Origin of the sequence: Photobacterium sp. TLY01, assembly GCF_021432065.1 — a bacterium.
GTDB classification, from domain to species: domain Bacteria; phylum Pseudomonadota; class Gammaproteobacteria; order Enterobacterales; family Vibrionaceae; genus Photobacterium; species Photobacterium halotolerans_A.
In genome coordinates this window covers 1,736,349-1,752,423 of record NZ_CP090364.1, presented here as the reverse complement: position 1 = coordinate 1,752,423, position 16,075 = coordinate 1,736,349, and the positions used below count along the sequence as shown (strand labels likewise).

Annotated in this window: 16 protein-coding genes; 4 read left to right on the top strand and 12 right to left on the bottom strand. The window is 47.7% G+C overall.

What is annotated here, in order from left to right; all coding sequences use genetic code 11:
* Positions 1-29: 29 nt before the first annotated feature.
* The 7 genes from LN341_RS08395 to hutC form a co-directional block, all read right to left on the bottom strand.
* Positions 30-233: a CPXCG motif-containing cysteine-rich protein gene (locus tag LN341_RS08395; RefSeq protein ID WP_046221302.1), complete on the bottom strand. Its 204-nt coding sequence runs from the start codon at positions 231-233 to the stop codon at positions 30-32.
* 437 nt (positions 234-670) lie between these two features.
* Entirely contained in the window at positions 671-1,324 is a 654-nt protein-coding gene (gene hxpB, locus LN341_RS08390; protein ID WP_046221301.1) for a hexitol phosphatase HxpB, read from the bottom strand.
* A gap of 88 nt (positions 1,325-1,412) precedes the next feature.
* A complete protein-coding gene (locus LN341_RS08385; protein ID WP_046221300.1) occupies positions 1,413-2,285 on the bottom strand; it encodes a fructosamine kinase family protein in 873 nt (290 codons plus the stop codon).
* Between the two features lie 457 nt (positions 2,286-2,742).
* Positions 2,743-4,428: a urocanate hydratase gene (gene hutU / locus LN341_RS08380; RefSeq protein WP_234203012.1), complete on the bottom strand. Its 1,686-nt coding sequence runs from the start codon at positions 4,426-4,428 to the stop codon at positions 2,743-2,745.
* A gap of 24 nt (positions 4,429-4,452) precedes the next feature.
* Positions 4,453-5,460, bottom strand: a complete 1,008-nt coding sequence (hutG, locus tag LN341_RS08375) for a formimidoylglutamase (RefSeq protein WP_234203011.1) — start codon at positions 5,458-5,460, stop codon at positions 4,453-4,455.
* Positions 5,461-5,472: 12 nt separating this feature from the next.
* Complete coding sequence (gene hutI / locus LN341_RS08370) at positions 5,473-6,702, bottom strand: imidazolonepropionase (RefSeq protein WP_046221297.1); 1,230 nt, start codon at positions 6,700-6,702, stop codon at positions 5,473-5,475.
* A 263-nt stretch (positions 6,703-6,965) separates the two neighbouring features.
* Positions 6,966-7,673, bottom strand: coding sequence for a histidine utilization repressor (gene hutC, locus LN341_RS08365; RefSeq protein ID WP_234203010.1), 708 nt, complete (start codon positions 7,671-7,673; stop codon positions 6,966-6,968).
* Between the two features lie 285 nt (positions 7,674-7,958).
* Between hutC and thrS the strand changes: the two genes are divergently transcribed.
* The 4 genes from thrS (at position 7,959) to rplT (ending at position 11,126) form a co-directional block, all read left to right on the top strand.
* Entirely contained in the window at positions 7,959-9,887 is a 1,929-nt protein-coding gene (thrS, locus tag LN341_RS08360; RefSeq protein ID WP_234203009.1) for a threonine--tRNA ligase, read from the top strand.
* A gap of 3 nt (positions 9,888-9,890) precedes the next feature.
* Complete coding sequence (gene infC, locus LN341_RS08355) at positions 9,891-10,442, top strand: translation initiation factor IF-3 (protein WP_082095794.1); 552 nt, start codon at positions 9,891-9,893, stop codon at positions 10,440-10,442.
* 95 nt (positions 10,443-10,537) lie between these two features.
* Complete coding sequence (gene rpmI / locus LN341_RS08350) at positions 10,538-10,732, top strand: 50S ribosomal protein L35 (RefSeq protein WP_027252113.1); 195 nt, start codon at positions 10,538-10,540, stop codon at positions 10,730-10,732.
* A 40-nt stretch (positions 10,733-10,772) separates the two neighbouring features.
* Positions 10,773-11,126, top strand: a complete 354-nt coding sequence (rplT, locus tag LN341_RS08345; RefSeq protein WP_027252114.1) for a 50S ribosomal protein L20 — start codon at positions 10,773-10,775, stop codon at positions 11,124-11,126.
* Positions 11,127-11,211: 85 nt separating this feature from the next.
* Here rplT and LN341_RS08340 read toward each other — a convergent pair whose 3' ends face one another.
* The 5 genes from LN341_RS08340 to LN341_RS08320 form a co-directional block, all read right to left on the bottom strand.
* Complete coding sequence (locus LN341_RS08340) at positions 11,212-12,531, bottom strand: polysaccharide deacetylase family protein (RefSeq protein ID WP_234203008.1); 1,320 nt, start codon at positions 12,529-12,531, stop codon at positions 11,212-11,214.
* 280 nt (positions 12,532-12,811) lie between these two features.
* A complete protein-coding gene (locus tag LN341_RS08335) occupies positions 12,812-13,255 on the bottom strand; it encodes a flavodoxin domain-containing protein (protein WP_234203007.1) in 444 nt (147 codons plus the stop codon).
* 58 nt (positions 13,256-13,313) lie between these two features.
* Positions 13,314-13,631 (bottom strand): hypothetical protein, encoded by a 318-nt coding sequence (locus LN341_RS08330; protein WP_144409072.1) that lies wholly within the window; start codon positions 13,629-13,631, stop codon positions 13,314-13,316.
* Positions 13,631-15,127 carry an aminotransferase class V-fold PLP-dependent enzyme gene (locus tag LN341_RS08325; protein ID WP_234203006.1) on the bottom strand — a complete coding sequence of 499 codons (1,497 nt, stop codon included), beginning with the start codon at positions 15,125-15,127 and terminating at the stop codon, positions 13,631-13,633. Before LN341_RS08325 ends, LN341_RS08330 begins: the two co-directional genes overlap by 1 nt.
* Positions 15,128-15,138: 11 nt before the next feature.
* A complete protein-coding gene (locus tag LN341_RS08320) occupies positions 15,139-16,068 on the bottom strand; it encodes a DUF3291 domain-containing protein (protein ID WP_234203005.1) in 930 nt (309 codons plus the stop codon).
* Between the last annotated feature and the right edge of the window lie 7 nt (positions 16,069-16,075).

Genomic DNA, 16,075 nt, shown 5'->3' with positions numbered 1-16,075 from the left:
TCTGATGATCGGCGTGTTGATTCTAATCGTTAAAAAATTTGCTCGTCGTCAGCATCGACAAACAGGTGAATGGTTTTGTGTAATTCATCAACCTGCATGTTTAAGTGAATCGCATGGCAACATGCGGGGCAATCATCGTAAAATTCCTGACTACCGGCACTACTGTCCAGGGTAATCCGGATATTGTGGCCGCAATGCGGACAAGTGACACTCTGCTCACTGTAGTTCTTCATTTTCTACTCCTTAACTCTATGCACCTGATACTGATTGGCACATTCATACCGCTGCCAGTGTCCATACTGGAGAGTCATGACTCTCTCGCCTTTGGAACGACGACAGGTGGAACACAAGTGTTTCTTACCTGACGATCGCAGCCCAAGCGATGGGTATCGGTTTGCTCACCGTTAAGTTAATCCTAGCGATACGGATTAGTTTTTGCCGTGAATTAACTGCAAACTTTGAATTGCTGAGAAGTTTTAGCTACAGAGGCTTTGCTGGCTGGAAAGTTGATCAAAAGAGAGTGGACAAGTTAAGCGTAATGTGAAATCGATGGACCGGAAATGGGTCTATAGTGACGCCTTTGATATCAATATGGATGAATGATTTGTGAAGCAGAATGATCAGCCTGTTTGCGAATTGCGCTCATCAGGCTAATCATTCTCCAGCCTGATTAAAGGCTGCTGATTAATGCTTTATTTACTTCGAGCAGCGAGTTAAGTTTTTTGTCCGCGATAGACCAACGCAGATCGGCACTGTGTTGCTGCTCCGGTACGACAATGCTTTTCATCCGGGCTGCTTTGACAGCCAGCAAGCCGTTCAGTGAGTCTTCAAATGCGACGCAGTGATGAGGATCCACGCCCAGTTGATCCGCGGCATTCAGGTACACTTCAGGATGAGGCTTGCCGTAGCGCAGGTGCTCGGCAGAGAACAGGGCACTGAAATGCTCCGTCAGCGACAGGGCATCTAAGGTGGCATTGATGAGACTCATTGGAGATGATGACGCCAGCGCAACCGTTAAGCCCATCTCCTGACATGTCTGTATCGCTTCACGCACACCAGGCAACATCGGTTTGTGCTCCTGAACCAGTTCTTCCACACGTTTCGTGATCATGGTGTTGACGTCCTGGCATGTCGGGCCTTGCCATGGCTGGCGCTCGAACCAGAGATCAACAATATGATCGATTCGCAACCCCATGGTTTCCAGTGTTTCCTGCTGTGAAATTGTCACACCCAGCGAAGAGAATACCTCGACCTGAGCACGTTGCCAGAAAGGTTCTGAGTCGACCAGAAGGCCATCCATATCGAAGATTGCGGCTTTTAACATACGGTTCCCGTCTTGAGCTGAAAGGATAAAGAATGTGAACTTTATCACTTCAACTCTGCAGACGGTAGCCCGGATCTCCGTTTAATTGTTACTCAGGTTTCGCCAGATTGAGCTTGCGAATGCAGCGTTCTGCCTGTTCCAGATACTCTCCGCCAAAGAGATTACAGTGGTTCAGCAGATGGTAGAGGTTGTACAGGTCGCGCCGTTGACTGTAGCCATCATCCAGCGGAAAGACCGACTGATAGCCGTTGTAAAAGCTGTCGGGAAATCCGCCGAACAGCTCAGTCATGGCAATGTCGCATTCTCTGTCACCCCAGTAGCAGGCGGGATCATAAATCACCGGGCCATCGACACTGAGTGCCGTGTTTCCATGCCATAAATCGCCGTGCAGCAGGGAAGGTTTGGGCTGATGTGCCGACAAGATATCAATGACCCTGCCAGTGATGATATCAATGCTGCCAAAGTCGATACCTTTCTCTTCACACAACTGAAGCTGCCAGGCAATCCGCTGTTCAGCGAAAAAACGGCACCATTTGCGACGCCATTGATTGGGCTGAGGCGTCAGACCAATAAAGTTGTCCATGTCAAAGCCATATTCCGGCTGTTCGCCCCATTGATGAAGATGTGCCAGTTGCTGGCCAAGGGTGTGGGCCGATTCTGTGTCCAGGTTCTTCATCGGCATGAAATCGAGAACGAGAAAGGCTTTATCCCGGCTGATGCCCATATGCCGGCTTGTCGGTACTGTGACTGAGTTTGTTTCCTGCAGAACCCGCAGGTTTTCCGCTTCGGCTTCAAAAACGGGAAGCTGCTCTTTCTCATTCAGCTTGATGAAGTACCTTTGATCGCCATCACTGATGCAATAGCATTCGTTCACGTCCCCGCCTGCGAGGGTATCCCGCTCGCGAATGGTAAAGGGTTGATCAAGTACGTCTGAAAGCTGATGGGAAATCGCTTGCCACATAGCATCCTCCGGGCACAAACCAGTTTGGGTACAAATCATGATAAACAATAAAACAGCAACTGGGCTGAATTATATAAAGACAGTGACGCCAAATCTGTTGGGGCAATTGTGTCGGGTGTAAATCGTTTCTGGTTCAGCGAACCTGAACGAGCCGTGCTCATCGCAACCCTGACTGACGTTGTTCTGGTGTTTTTGTCAGTCGCCCCGTGCTTACCTCATCACAGCATAGACTATATGTTTGCCGCTTAGCTGACTTAAACAACAAAAACAGTCAATTAAAAAGTGCAGGGCAGTAAAATTCATATCAAAGCCGTTTTAATAACGGATTCAGATAAAAAAGCCGGGAGGGTTCCCGGCTTGGTTGTTCAGCTGCACCTTGATGGCGCTGAATCAGATACTTGGCACAATAGATTCCGCTGTTTACGGCCAGATTCATTCGCGAGCATGCGTGCTGGCGTTATTTGTCTGTGATCATTGGCAGATCAAGGCCCTGTTCTTTGGCGCAGTTGATCGCAATGTCGTAGCCAGCATCAGCGTGACGCATCACACCAGTCGCAGGGTCGTTACGCAGGACGCGGCGGATGCGTTCTTCGGCTTCATCGGTACCGTCACAGACGATCACCATACCCGAATGCTGAGAGAAGCCCATCCCGACGCCACCACCGTGGTGAAGGGAAACCCAGGTCGCGCCCGATGCTGTGTTGAGCAAGGCATTGAGCAGTGGCCAGTCGGAGACAGTGTCTGAGCCGTCCATCATGCCTTCTGTTTCGCGGTTAGGGCTGGAGACAGAGCCTGAATCCAGGTGATCGCGGCCAATTACGAGCGGTGCTTTCAGCTCACCGTTCCGCACCATTTCGTTGAATGCCAGACCTAAACGTGCGCGGTCTTTCAGTCCCACCCAGCAAATCCGTGCCGGTAGTCCCTGAAACTGGATACGCTCGCGCGCCATGTCCAGCCAGTTATGCAGGTGCGGGTTATCCGGGATCAGCTCTTTGACTTTCTGATCGGTTTTGTAGATGTCTTCCGGGTCGCCAGACAGAGCAGCCCAGCGGAACGGACCGACACCTTCACAGAACAGGGGACGAATATAAGCCGGTACGAACCCTGGGAAATCGAACGCGTTTTCAACACCTTCTTCCAGCGCCATCTGGCGTATGTTGTTGCCGTAATCGACGGTTGCAGAACCTGCTTTTTGCAGATCCAGCATCGCCTGTACCTGTACCGCCATCGACGCTTTTGCCGCTTTGACAACGGCAGCTTCGTCTTTCAGACGCATTTCTGCCGCGTGCTCCATGGTCCAGCCCTGCGGCAGGTAGCCATTGAGCGGATCGTGGGCTGACGTCTGGTCAGTAGTACAGTCTGGCACGATGCCGCGCTTCACCAGTTCAGGGAAGACATCAGCAGCATTACCCAGCAGGCCAACTGAAACCGGCTTACCGGTTTGTTTGGATTCTTCAATGATCGCCAGGGCTTCATCCAGCGTCGTGGCTTTGCAATCGACATAACCGGTCCGCAGACGGTAATCAATGCGCGATTCATCACACTCAACCGCAATCATAGAGAAACCCGCCATGGTGGCCGCCAGAGGCTGAGCGCCACCCATGCCACCCAGACCGCCGGTCAGAACCCAGCGACCGGATGCATCACCGTTGAAGTGCTGACGCGCCATGGCAACGAAGGTTTCGTAGGTGCCCTGAACGATGCCTTGCGAGCCGATGTAGATCCAGCTGCCTGCGGTCATCTGGCCATACATCATCAGGCCTTTCTTATCCAGCTCGTTGAAGTGCTCCCAATTCGCCCAGTGTGGCACGATATTGGAGTTGGCAATCAGGACCCGCGGTGCATTGCTGTGCGTTTTGAATACGCCGACAGGCTTACCGGACTGAACCAGCAGTGTCTCATCGTCTTCCAGACGCTTCAGCACTTCCACGATCTTGTCATAACACTCCCAGTTACGGGCTGCACGGCCAATCCCTCCATAAACCACCAGTGAGTGCGGATGTTCTGCCACATCAGGGTGCAGATTATTCATCAGCATACGCAGCGGGGCTTCTGTCAGCCATGATTTGGCATTCAGCGCGGTGCCTGTGGGGGCTTTAATCGTGCGTGTCGTGTCCAGACGTGGGTTTTGCTGTTGCGTCATTATGCTCTCCTTGCCGCTTTTGGGTTAACGAATCGCGCGGGCGATTGTCCAGGCCAGCCGTGCAGCTAACCGTGCAGTTTGATTATCAATGTCGAATCGTGGGTTGTATTCAGCCAGATCCGCGACCAGGATCTTTGATTCCCCTTTTGGCGTTCTGGCTTTTAATATCGGCTCCAGCAGCATTTCAACGATATCGAATGGCACACCGCGCGCCGCCGGGGCACTGACTCCCGGAGCCACAGAGGCCGGGAAAACATCCAGATCAATGGTCAGATAGAGGTAGTCACACTGATCAATAAATCGCTGAAGCTCTGTCAGAGCCTGCTCCATTTTGTGATGAACCAGTTCATGGTCATCTTTGTAAAGCACGCCTAACCGGTCGGCTTTTTCATACAGCGCCTGGGTGTTACTGGTCCGTGCCAATCCCAGACAGGCATATTTGAATGGCCAGTTGTGTAATTCACAAAAACGGGCGGCCTGATGGAAAGGCGTACCTGAGCTGCCTTTTTCAGACTGTTTGCCACCCGGCGGATTACGCAGGTCAAAGTGTGCATCAAAGTTGATGATGCCAACCCGCGGCGGCTGCTGTGCTTCATTCGCATTGCCGGCAACATGCTGCTTTTGCACCAGATAATTGCCAATGCCCTGAAATGAACCCCAGGCGACTTCGTGTCCGCCACCAAAGACGATCACTTTATGGCGCTGACGCAGGGCGCGACTCACGTCTTCTGCCAGCCGGTATTGCGCCAGTTCCAGATTACTGTCGTCGCAGCTGATGTTCCCGCCGTCATAAACGGGCTCTTCGTGGTGCCAGGCCAGATTGGCCAGTGCGCGACGAATCGCAACTGGCGCATCATAAGCGCCGGTGCGGCCTTTATTACGCGAGACACCTTCATCACAGGCGAAGCCGAGCAACATGATGCCACTTTCATTGGCATTGTCGGCTGGCTGCACTTTCTGGTGCCAGCGCAGACCTTTGTTGCCGTCTTCAGGATCACTGCGTCCTTGCCAGACACTCATATCGATAGGCATACAGCCTCCTGTTTACTGATTCTTGGGTTGATAAAATACGTTGCCATCTACAATCCGGGCGATTAAATCGGGCACACCCATGCGATAGGACAGCTCTGCTGGCGAGTCGAGATTCCACAGCGCCAGATCCGCGGCCATACCGGTGCGGATCTGTCCGCATTGTTCACTCAGGCCCAGCGCCTGTGCGGCATGCACGGTCACACCTCGCAGGCATTCTTCCGGTGTCAGGCGGAAGAGGGTACACGCCATGTTCATCATGGTACGCAGCGAGGCAATCGGCGAGGTGCCGGGGTTAAAGTCGGTGGAAATTGCCATTGGCACCCCTTTTTCACGAAGCAGGGCGATCGGCGGCTGCTGCGTTTCACGCAGGAAATAGAAAGCGCCCGGCAGCAGGGTTGCGACTGTGTGATGGGCGGCCAGTGCATCAACACCGGCTTCGTCCAGGTATTCAATATGGTCGACAGATGTTGCACCCATACTGGCCGCCAGCGCACTGCCGCCTAAATTTGAAAGCTGCTCTGTATGGCCTTTAATCATCAGGCCGTGGGCTTTGGCCGCGGCAAAAACCCGTGCACTCTGTTCGGTTGAAAAACCGATGCCTTCGCAGAAAACGTCGACTGAATCTGCAAGGTTCTCTTTTGCTGCTGCAGGAATCATTTCGTCGCACACCAGGGCGATGTAATCGTCACTGCGACCGGCATATTCAGGCGGCAGAGCATGCGCGGCCAGCAGTGTGGTCGAGACTTTGATGTCTGCCTGTTCGCCAATCCGGCGGGCCACGCGCAGCATTTTCAGTTCATCTTCGGTCGTCAGCCCATAGCCGGATTTAATTTCGACAGTAGTCACGCCGTCACGCTTCAGGCCAGCCAAACGTTCCATTGCGAGGGTGAATAATTCATCTTCTGTTGCTGCACGGGTTGCACGGACCGTCGACAAAATGCCGCCACCTGCCTTGGCGATCTCTTCGTAAGGCACACCGTTCAGACGCTGTTCAAATTCGTTAGCACGATTACCCGCAAACACCAGGTGGGTATGGCAGTCGATCAGACCCGGAGTAACCAGAGCCTGATTGCAATCGACAATGTCAGCCTGGCTGTCGACGGTATCTTGCCAGTCTGACTGCTGCGGACCGGCGTAGCTGATCTTACCCTGACGGATAATCACCATGGCATTATCAATGATCTGATAACCGTGTTCCGGCTCCATGGTGACGAGTTTGAGGTTGGTCAGAATACGTTCCATAGCAAGTGGCGTCTCTCTGTTTGCTTAATATGTATATACAAATTAAAGTCCGAATTCGGATAAAACTCAAGATGTGATGTAATGAAAGTGTGACCAATGTTGAAGGATTCTATTAACCCTAGCGTATCTGGCAGCGGGAGCGGGAAGTATCACGCGGAAATGATGCGTGATACAAAAGCCTGCCCATAGCGTGAACAGACTTTTGTATCAATAGGACAGGTAAGAAAATAACGAGGCTTACAGCGCCTGAAGACGACCCCGAGTTAAATAACGCGGGTCCTGGAACTGAGCTTGTATTTATCGCCGGGGTGATACAGCAGTGCGGTACTGATGAGATTGGTGTTACTCCAGGTACGGCGATTGAGCAGCAGGCATGGCGACTCGACCGCCATTTCGAGTAACTCACTGATATGCGACGGGGGCAGAATGGCTTCAACAGTATGCTCAATATCGCTGAGCGGGCAGGTCTGCATCAGATACTCATTGGGTGTCTGAGTCGTGAAATCCTGCTGGATATAATCCGGGGCAAAGTGTGGATTCACCCAGCGTTCTTCCAGCTGAATCGGCACCTTGTTTTCGTAATGGACGATTTGAGTAAAATACACAGTCGTGTCATGCCGCACGCCTAAGCGTAATGCAATTTCATCGCGGGCTTTGACCTGCTGCTGCGTGATCACTTTGCTGGAATACTGATGACCCCGGCTCTTGACTTCCGTTGCGATGTTTCGAATTTCCATCAAGGGAGATTCAGCTTTTTTATTACAGACAAAAGTACCTAAACGGGGAGTGCGTTCCAGAAACCCTTCATTCACCAGCTCTTTGATCGCTTTATTGGCTGTCATCCGACTGACTTCAAACTGCTCAGACAGCTCAATTTCGGTGGGGATCTTATATCCGGGTGGCCATTCACGACTCTGGATTTTCTGGTCGAGATACTCTTTGATTTGCTGATAACGCGGTGCGCTTGTCATGGTGTTGTCTCTGCGTCATTATCGACTCTAAATTGCCTATACAAATGAAAGCAACTTTTCCCTTATTTTGCAAGTGGCTCACAGGTAACTGGCTTTTCTATCTTTAGTTTTGTGAGTCAATCCATTACAATTCGCCTTCTGTCTGGGGTCAGCAATTTTGATTTGTACCAAAATTCACACCGAAACAGACACTCTCTCATCACCGTACTGCACCTTGGCAGGCGGTAAAATACGAAATTGCATGTGCTACTTGGTATGTGGCACCACTGAACAAAGGATCAATGAATGCCTGTAATTACTCTTCCTGACGGCAGTCAGCGTCAATTTGATAATCCGGTTTCTACTCTCGATGTGGCGCTGTCTATCGGCCCAGGCCTGGCGAAAGCCTGTATCGCCGGCCGTGTTGATGGTGTTCGTGTTGATGCCTGTGATTTGATTGAAAACGACGCAAAACTGGAAATCATCACCGCAAAAGATGAAGACGGCCTGGAAATTGTTCGTCACTCTTGTGCTCACCTTTTGGGTCATGCTATCAAGCAATTGTACCCGGATGTGAAAATGGCGATCGGTCCAACGATTGATTCCGGCTTCTATTACGACGTCGATCTGGAGCAGCCACTCACGACAGATGATCTGGAAAAGATCGAAAAGCGCATGGTCGAGCTGGCGAAAACCAAATACGACGTGATCAAGAAGAAAGTCAGCTGGCAGGAAGCGCGTGATACCTTTGAATCTCGCGGCGAACCCTACAAAATGGAAATCCTGGATGAGAATGTTTCTCGTGATGATCGTCCGGGCTTGTACCATCATGAAGAATACATCGACATGTGCCGTGGCCCGCACGTGCCGAACATGGGCTTCTGTCAGCATTTCAAACTGCTGAATGTGGCTGGCGCTTACTGGCGTGGTAACAGCGATAACAAGATGTTGCAGCGTATTTACGGCACAGCCTTCCATGATAAGAAAGCCCTGAAAGCGCACCTGACGCGTCTGGAAGAAGCGGCTAAGCGTGACCACCGTAAATTGGGTAAGCAGCTTGATCTGTATCACATGCAGCAGGAAGCACCGGGCATGGTGTTCTGGCATCACAACGGCTGGACCGTGTTCCGTGAGCTGGAAGTATTCGTCCGTGACAAGCTGACTGAGTATGACTACCAGGAAGTGAAAGGTCCGCTGATGATGGACCGTGTGCTGTGGGAGCGCTCGGGTCACTGGGATAAGTACGCAGAAAACATGTTCACGACTGAGTCGGAAAAGCGTGAGTACGCGATTAAGCCCATGAACTGTCCGGGTCACGTTCAGATCTTCAATCAGGGTCTGAAATCATACCGTGATCTGCCATTACGTATGGCCGAGTTCGGCAGCTGCCACCGAAACGAACCGTCAGGTGCATTGCATGGTCTGATGCGTGTTCGTGGCTTCACTCAGGATGATGCGCACATTTTCTGTACCGAAAATCAGGTGCAGGAAGAAGTGACGTCTTGTATCAAGATGGTTTATGACACCTATGAAACCTTTGGTTTCAACAATATTGTGGTGAAGCTGTCGACACGTCCTGAGAAACGTGTTGGTTCCGATGAAATGTGGGACAAAGCCGAATCTGACCTGAAAATTGCACTGGAATCAATGAGCATTCCTTACGATATTCAGGAAGGTGAGGGAGCGTTCTACGGCCCTAAAATTGAATTTACTTTGCATGACTGCTTAGATCGTGCTTGGCAGTGCGGTACAGTTCAGCTAGACTTTGCTCTGCCTGAGCGTCTGGGTGCGACTTATGTCGGTGAAGATAATGAGCGTCATACGCCTGTGATGATTCACCGCGCAATTCTAGGCTCCCTTGAACGTTTCATCGGTATCCTCATTGAAGAATACGCGGGTTATTTCCCAACCTGGTTGGCGCCACAGCAAGCAGTTGTTATGAATATTACTGACAGCCAGTCAGAATATGTTCGTGAAGTTGTAGAAAAACTGCAAAAAAGTGGTATCCGAGTCAACGCGGACTTGAGAAATGAGAAAATTGGCTTTAAAATCCGCGAACATACTTTAAAGCGAGTTCCGTATATGCTGGTCTGTGGTGACAAAGAAGTCGAAGCAGGTGAGATTGCGGTTCGTACTCGCAAGGGTAACGATTTGGGTAAATTCAAGATTGATGACTTTGTTGCTTACATGCAACAAGAGATTAGCAGTCGTAAGCTCAATGTTTTGGAGGAATAAGGTATTAAAGGCGGAAAAAGAACTCAAGCACCAGTTAAGCAAAACGCACACCGTATCAATGGCGAAATCCGTGGCGTACGCGAAGTTCGTTTAACTGGTATCGATGGCGAGTCTATCGGTGTTGTTTCTATTGACGAAGCAATTAGTGCTGCGAATGAAGCTGGTGTCGATCTGGTTGAAATCAGCCCTAATGCCGAGCCACCAGTCTGTCGGGTGATGGACTATGGCAAGTACCTGTTCGAAAAGAGCAAGGCTGCTAAAGAGCAAAAGAAAAAGCAAAAACAAATCCAGGTGAAGGAAGTAAAATTCCGTCCTGGTACAGATGAAGGCGATTATCAGGTAAAACTGCGCAACCTGACTCGCTTTTTAGAAGAGGGCAACAAGGGTAAAGTCACACTGCGTTTCCGCGGTCGTGAAATGGCCCACCAAGGTCTGGGTATCGATCTTCTGAACCGTATTAAGGATGAACTGGCCGACATCGCTGTCGTCGAGAGCTTCCCTAGTCGTGTCGAAGGTCGCCAAATGACCATGATGCTTGCCCCTAAGAAGAAGTAATTCAGGCCTTCAAGTAGCAAAAGCGCTGCTCAGTGCAGCGCTTTTTGTTCGCCTGATTACTATGTTATTAACTATCAACAATGCGGAGTCTCATCATGCCTAAGATGAAATCCAACAAAGGTGCTGCTAAGCGTTTCAAGAAAACTGCTGGTGGTTTTAAGTACAAGCGTGCGACTAAGCGTCACATTCTGACTAAGCGTACTACTAAGAACAAGCGTCAGCTACGTCCAAACTCTCTGCTTCCTGCATGTGAAGTAGCAGCAGTAGCACGTATGCTTCCGTTCGCTTAATCGTTTTTAGTTTTCGTATTTCATTAGTTAGGAGTTTCCTATGCCTCGCGTAAAACGTGGTGTACAAGCACGTGCACGTCACAAAAAAGTTCTTAAACAAGCTAAAGGTTATTACGGTGCACGTTCACGTGTCTATCGTGTAGCTTTCCAAGCAGTTACTAAAGCTGGTCAATACGCTTACCGTGACCGTCGCAACAAGAAACGTACTTTCCGTCAACTGTGGATTGCACGTATCAATGCAGCGGCACGTCAAAACGACATGACCTACAGCACCTTCATCAATGGTCTGAAGAAAGCATCTATCGAAATCGATCGTAAGATCCTGGCTGATATCGCTGTTTTCGACAAAGCGACTTTCACCGTTCTGGTTGAAAAAGCGAAAGCTGCACTGTAATTTCAGTTCAGTTTGATGAAATAAGGAGAGCCTAGGCTCTCCTTTTTTCGTTTCAATAGACGCAAATCTTCCTATAGTAACTGAGTCAGTTCTCATCGCAGCCAGTGAGTGGTTGCCAAGGACTGTCTGGAGTGTGACCGGGAATTTCTTGTGCCGTCCACCATTTCGCTTTCCAGTATTCCCCATTGAATTGAACGATATCCCCTAAACGGTAGGTGGTGTGCGCTGTCCAGATGGCCTGTTCACAACTCAGAACTGGTACTGGGTTTTGCATCCATTCAACAAGCTGACGATGCGATACAAAACGCACCTGCTGTTTCGATAACGCGTATTCAATGAACTGCTTCAGCACCGCCTGCCGGTCGGCGACGCTGGTTTCAGGCATCCCGAAATGTTCTTCCCCATTTAATTTGCCGTAAAAAGCAGAGTGCAGGCCCAGTACCAGTGGTGCACGATTTCCAGCTAAATGCAGATCAAGATTGTATTTGTATATCGCAAGTACGTCGTCAGCGTTCAGTCCGTATCCACCCCAGTCAGGCGTGGTATAGAGGTTCCAGTCGAAGTTGTCGGCCTTACGTACTGCCGGGTCATAGTAAGGGACACGACTGGCAATTTTGTCGTTGAGCGAATAGGTGAGCCCGTAGTCAGCGGCCGCTGCATCGGTTGGGACTATCAGCGCTTGCAACGGAACTTCCCAAAGTCCCGGCACATTTTTCATGGCTGGTTTCCACCCGCCTTGCTGCGCAAGTGATTGCGACGGACTGCCTTGATCGAGCGTATGTGGCCAGTAATTGTTACTGCCATTTTCTTCTCCGGTAATGCCGGCCGGGAAGCTGACATCATACTGGATAGCGTTTGATGTCAGCGCATCCAGCGTGTTGTTGTTGAATGTTAAAAAGGGCGCTCGAAATCCGGCAACGGCAGGGGCTCCGATACCGCCTTGCTCGACAGGTTGCGTCAGAAACTCATTACAAAGTGCGACTTCCTGCTGCCACTGCTCAGCCGTCATCCAGGATTCGAAAGGGTTGTAGTTTACCTTATCGTCGGGGTGGGTTTCTGTATGGTTGGCAATATCATGGCCGTCATTGTTCAGCTTTCGCCAAAGCTCAATGATATCAGGCTGGTTTCGGGCGGGCTGGCAGTGCATGAAGAAGCTCGACATTAATGGTGAACCTGCAAATGAGTCGAGACCCTGAGGATTCGTATGACTGCTCAGTGCTTTCGAAATCCAGCGTAAACCATCTGCTTCTATATTGTCGTCGAAGCCCAACGAGATGAACATAGGCGTGTTCTTTGCTTCAATTGGACTGGCTTGTTGTGGCAGATATGACGTGATGTTGGACCAAGCGAATGAACTTGCGATTAAAAAAGGTAAAGGGAAGAGAAAGCGTACGTCCTTTTTCATGGCGATTCCTAAGAGTAAAGATTTAATATGAATCAATAGCATGACAGAGTAAGTCGGTATTTATCATGATATGAGAGTGAATTATGATGAAATCTGAATGTTTATTGCATCTAGTGATGATAATTTTTACTTTTTCATTAGCATGAGTGACAGAGTTAAAATTACAGAGGGAGCTGTATCAGCCATTGTTAAGAGAACGATTGTGATGATAGCCGAGGGTGTAAGAGGGCTTCATTGTATAAATGCCAGACTGAACGGAGTCAGCCTGGCGAGTTGGCGCTTACAATTTATCAATATAGTTTTCGCACCAGATGTTGATAGGCTCTTCTGGGTCTAAATACTCAACAGTATCAATTTCAAATGGTGGAATAACACAATTACCATTGCGATTTTCCAATATGCTCTGGATAGTTCTGCCTGAGTTGCAGAATGTCGGTCCATAGCCACTGTCACCAAATGAGATGATGGCATAGTTGATGTCATTTAGATCTTCTTGACTTTCTTTTATCTCATCAACAAAAGGAGTTATATTTTGAGGAATATCTCCCTGACCGGTTGTTGCCGTCATAATGAGTAATAGATTTGATTTTTTAACATTTTCCAAAGAAGAACTTTCAGTGACTTCAGCCACATAACCATACTTGTCTAACTTTCTGGAAATATAATTCGCCATTTGTATCGTACTGCCATAAACAGAACCGACGACAATAAGAATTCTTTTCATGAATAAACCTTTCTATGTCTCTATAAGTTAATTGGTAAATTTTTTATTCAATTGAATGTTAATAAGTTTTTTCTTTAGTGAATATGAATTTAGGATCATGCATTACGCTGAGTGCTAAGTTGACTTTTTCCTGGTCAAGACTTGCGATTAAGCCGTTCAATGATGTTCGTGCCTCTAGCTCAGATGATGAATTTGTTTTCCAAACATGCACGACTTGGCTGTCATTTGGAAATGGTGACGGGGATTGCCATCCACAAATGGCTAGCTCCCAACCTAAACCAGATGCAATTTTTCGGCTTAACCAGCCGACATGTATTTCAAACTTTTCCTTGTCATTAAAACGAACATTAAGTAATGAAACGAATTGAACAGTCATTATAGGGTACTCATGTGGGTTAAATAATTGCAAGTTTTCGATTTTCCAATTTCATCTATTGCTTCTAGCAAACCATGAATTGTATCTTCAGTTGTATTGAGGTTAACAATACAGAGACGAATTAAGTATTTATTATTCACCCATGTGTGGGAGGGAAAAAAATCCCCGAGTTGATGTAAGTCATCGATTATTTCCTGATTTATTTTATTCAGATTAGTTTCTGATATAAATTTTTCATCTGTCGTAAGGTTAGGGTTAAATCGTAGTGTTACAATACTTAAATGGCAGCTATATGCTTCTAGATTCGGATGATCAAGTGCAAGTTTATAGGCATACTTCGCAAGGTGGATATCTTTCTCAATCATCTGTTGATAACCAATTCGGCCAGCGATCTCTAAACTCAATTTAACTTTGAGTGCTCTGAAACTGCGAGTTGTCTGTATTCCTAAATCACGAAACTGGAGATGGTTGGAGAAGGTCAAATCATCAGATGAATAATAGGCACCTGATTGATTAAATGTGTTGAACAAAATGTTTGGGTCTTTGACTAAAATGCATCCAACATCGGCGGCTGCATACATCCATTTATGTGGGTCAATCGTGAGTGAATCACTAAACTGCATACCTTTGAGTGCCTCACAATATTCTTGAGATAGAACAGCAAACCCACCGTAAGCTGCATCAATATGAAACCAAATATCTTCTTTCATGCAGATATCAGACAAAGCCAGCAATGGGTCAATGACGCCAAGTGAAGTACATCCAGCAATACCAATCACCATAAGTGGTATGTAACCATGCTCTTGGTCATGTTTAATTTTTGTTTTTAAATCACTGATGGAGAGAGTATGTTCCTGAGTTGTTTCGATATACTGAATACATTGATCTGGTAACAATCCTGAAATACTGACAGCAGAAGAAATACTGCTATGTGAATACTTGCTGACGTAGACGCGATATTGATTTAAATCTACAATATTTTGAGTTCTTTTCTTTTTTATTGCAGCTTGCAGCGCGATTAAATTAGCTACGGAGCCGCCACTGACAAAAAGCCCGCTCCCTGTCTCGGGATAACCGAGTAATTGGCACATCCACTTGATTGTTTGAGCTTCAATCATAGTTGTCAGGTGAGACGTAGAAGCACTTGTTTGCGGTGCGCTGATTGCAGCAGCGAGGAAATCAGCCAAAACAGAAACATCACTAGCTGCACCCATGATATACGCTAAGAAACCGGGATGTGAGGTGGATACAGCCTGTGTGGTTAATAATTGAATATATTTTTCAAAGGTGCTGACAGCTTCGCTTCCATGATAGGGCATGCGTTCCAGAGTGGACAGATCACTGTACTGTCGATCGGTTAATTTTGGACGGACCTTTTGTGTGTAGCGTGGGTTTTCTTTATTAGATAGGTAATCAACAATTTCGGCGCAAATTTTCTTAATTTGCTCCGGTGCCAAATTCAAAGATGAACCGTGAAGTTGATTTTCTTGTTTCATAAAAAATACTCTTAAGCCTCCTCAAGTGATGGAGATTCTGGTGTTGCGTAGGGAGCTGGAGATTTAAGATTATTCACATCAGACCAGGTTTCATGAATGTGCTTCCATACTATACCATTGGGTGCTTTGTCTTTCTCAGAAAGTAAAGCTGTCGTGAATCGCACATTGGTTTCGCCATCAACTTGACGCCATTCAGTATATTTAACGAGTATATCTTTATTATTCAATAACACTGGCGTGAAACCAGTAATCCAAATTTTGGCATTAAGAAATTTCCCATGTGCGCTATTAATTCTGTTTTCGAGGCAGTGAAATGGCTCAATAAGTCCATCGGGTGATAAAAGTTCACCGAACTGATCAAAACGACTCGAAAATAATTCTCTGTTTTCCGATGTGTTGCTAATTTTCCCTTGAAACCATTGCTGAAGAAAGTCATGCAGGTCATCCACTTCTTTCTTACATTGAGCAAGGATATTATTGTTCTCTATAGCTTCGGGTGAATAATTCGTTTTAAAGTTGAATGCCCAACTTGTTGGTCCTAAATTTTTTATCGATTCAAGACGGCTGATGCCATCCTCAATGGTTGGTATTTCACCTTCTTTAATCCACCATAGCGCAGTAATAGGACCATTTAGATTATGAAACCAAGTCTTACCTTTACGAAATAACTCAACGTGATTACTTTTGAATACAAACGCTCTCAGGTTTTCTATAGAATCCCAGACAGATAAATTAAGGTAAATATTCGGGTCTGAGTAGCCACGGAAAGATGTAGAGTTACCATCATCTGATTTTAATCGCCAGATGAACCCTTGACTTTCATCTGCAAGTTCATTTATTTCTGTGAGCCGGGATACAAATCCTTGCATTTTTTCATCAGAAAAAGAATAGCGAGCCAGTGAAATACTGAATTGTGCAAGATGATACTTATTTTTGTTCATGTTAGCC

Bases quoted from the DNA above. Each gene is read 5' to 3' on its own strand.
- LN341_RS08395 (WP_046221302.1), bottom strand. From the start codon at position 233: ATGAAGAACTACAGTGAGCAGAGTGTCACTTGTCCGCATTGCGGCCAC.
- hxpB (WP_046221301.1), bottom strand. From the start codon at position 1,324: ATGTTAAAAGCCGCAATCTTCGATATGGATGGCCTTCTGGTCGACTCA.
- LN341_RS08385 (WP_046221300.1), bottom strand. From the start codon at position 2,285: ATGTGGCAAGCGATTTCCCATCAGCTTTCAGACGTACTTGATCAACCC.
- hutU (WP_234203012.1), bottom strand. From the start codon at position 4,428: ATGACGCAACAGCAAAACCCACGTCTGGACACGACACGCACGATTAAA.
- hutG (WP_234203011.1), bottom strand. From the start codon at position 5,460: ATGCCTATCGATATGAGTGTCTGGCAAGGACGCAGTGATCCTGAAGAC.
- hutI (WP_046221297.1), bottom strand. From the start codon at position 6,702: ATGGAACGTATTCTGACCAACCTCAAACTCGTCACCATGGAGCCGGAA.
- hutC (WP_234203010.1), bottom strand. From the start codon at position 7,673: ATGACAAGCGCACCGCGTTATCAGCAAATCAAAGAGTATCTCGACCAG.
- thrS (WP_234203009.1), top strand. From the start codon at position 7,959: ATGCCTGTAATTACTCTTCCTGACGGCAGTCAGCGTCAATTTGATAAT.
- rpmI (WP_027252113.1), top strand. From the start codon at position 10,538: ATGCCTAAGATGAAATCCAACAAAGGTGCTGCTAAGCGTTTCAAGAAA.
- rplT (WP_027252114.1), top strand. From the start codon at position 10,773: ATGCCTCGCGTAAAACGTGGTGTACAAGCACGTGCACGTCACAAAAAA.
- LN341_RS08340 (WP_234203008.1), bottom strand. From the start codon at position 12,531: ATGAAAAAGGACGTACGCTTTCTCTTCCCTTTACCTTTTTTAATCGCA.
- LN341_RS08335 (WP_234203007.1), bottom strand. From the start codon at position 13,255: ATGAAAAGAATTCTTATTGTCGTCGGTTCTGTTTATGGCAGTACGATA.
- LN341_RS08330 (WP_144409072.1), bottom strand. From the start codon at position 13,631: ATGACTGTTCAATTCGTTTCATTACTTAATGTTCGTTTTAATGACAAG.
- LN341_RS08325 (WP_234203006.1), bottom strand. From the start codon at position 15,127: ATGAAACAAGAAAATCAACTTCACGGTTCATCTTTGAATTTGGCACCG.
- LN341_RS08320 (WP_234203005.1), bottom strand. From the start codon at position 16,068: ATGAACAAAAATAAGTATCATCTTGCACAATTCAGTATTTCACTGGCT.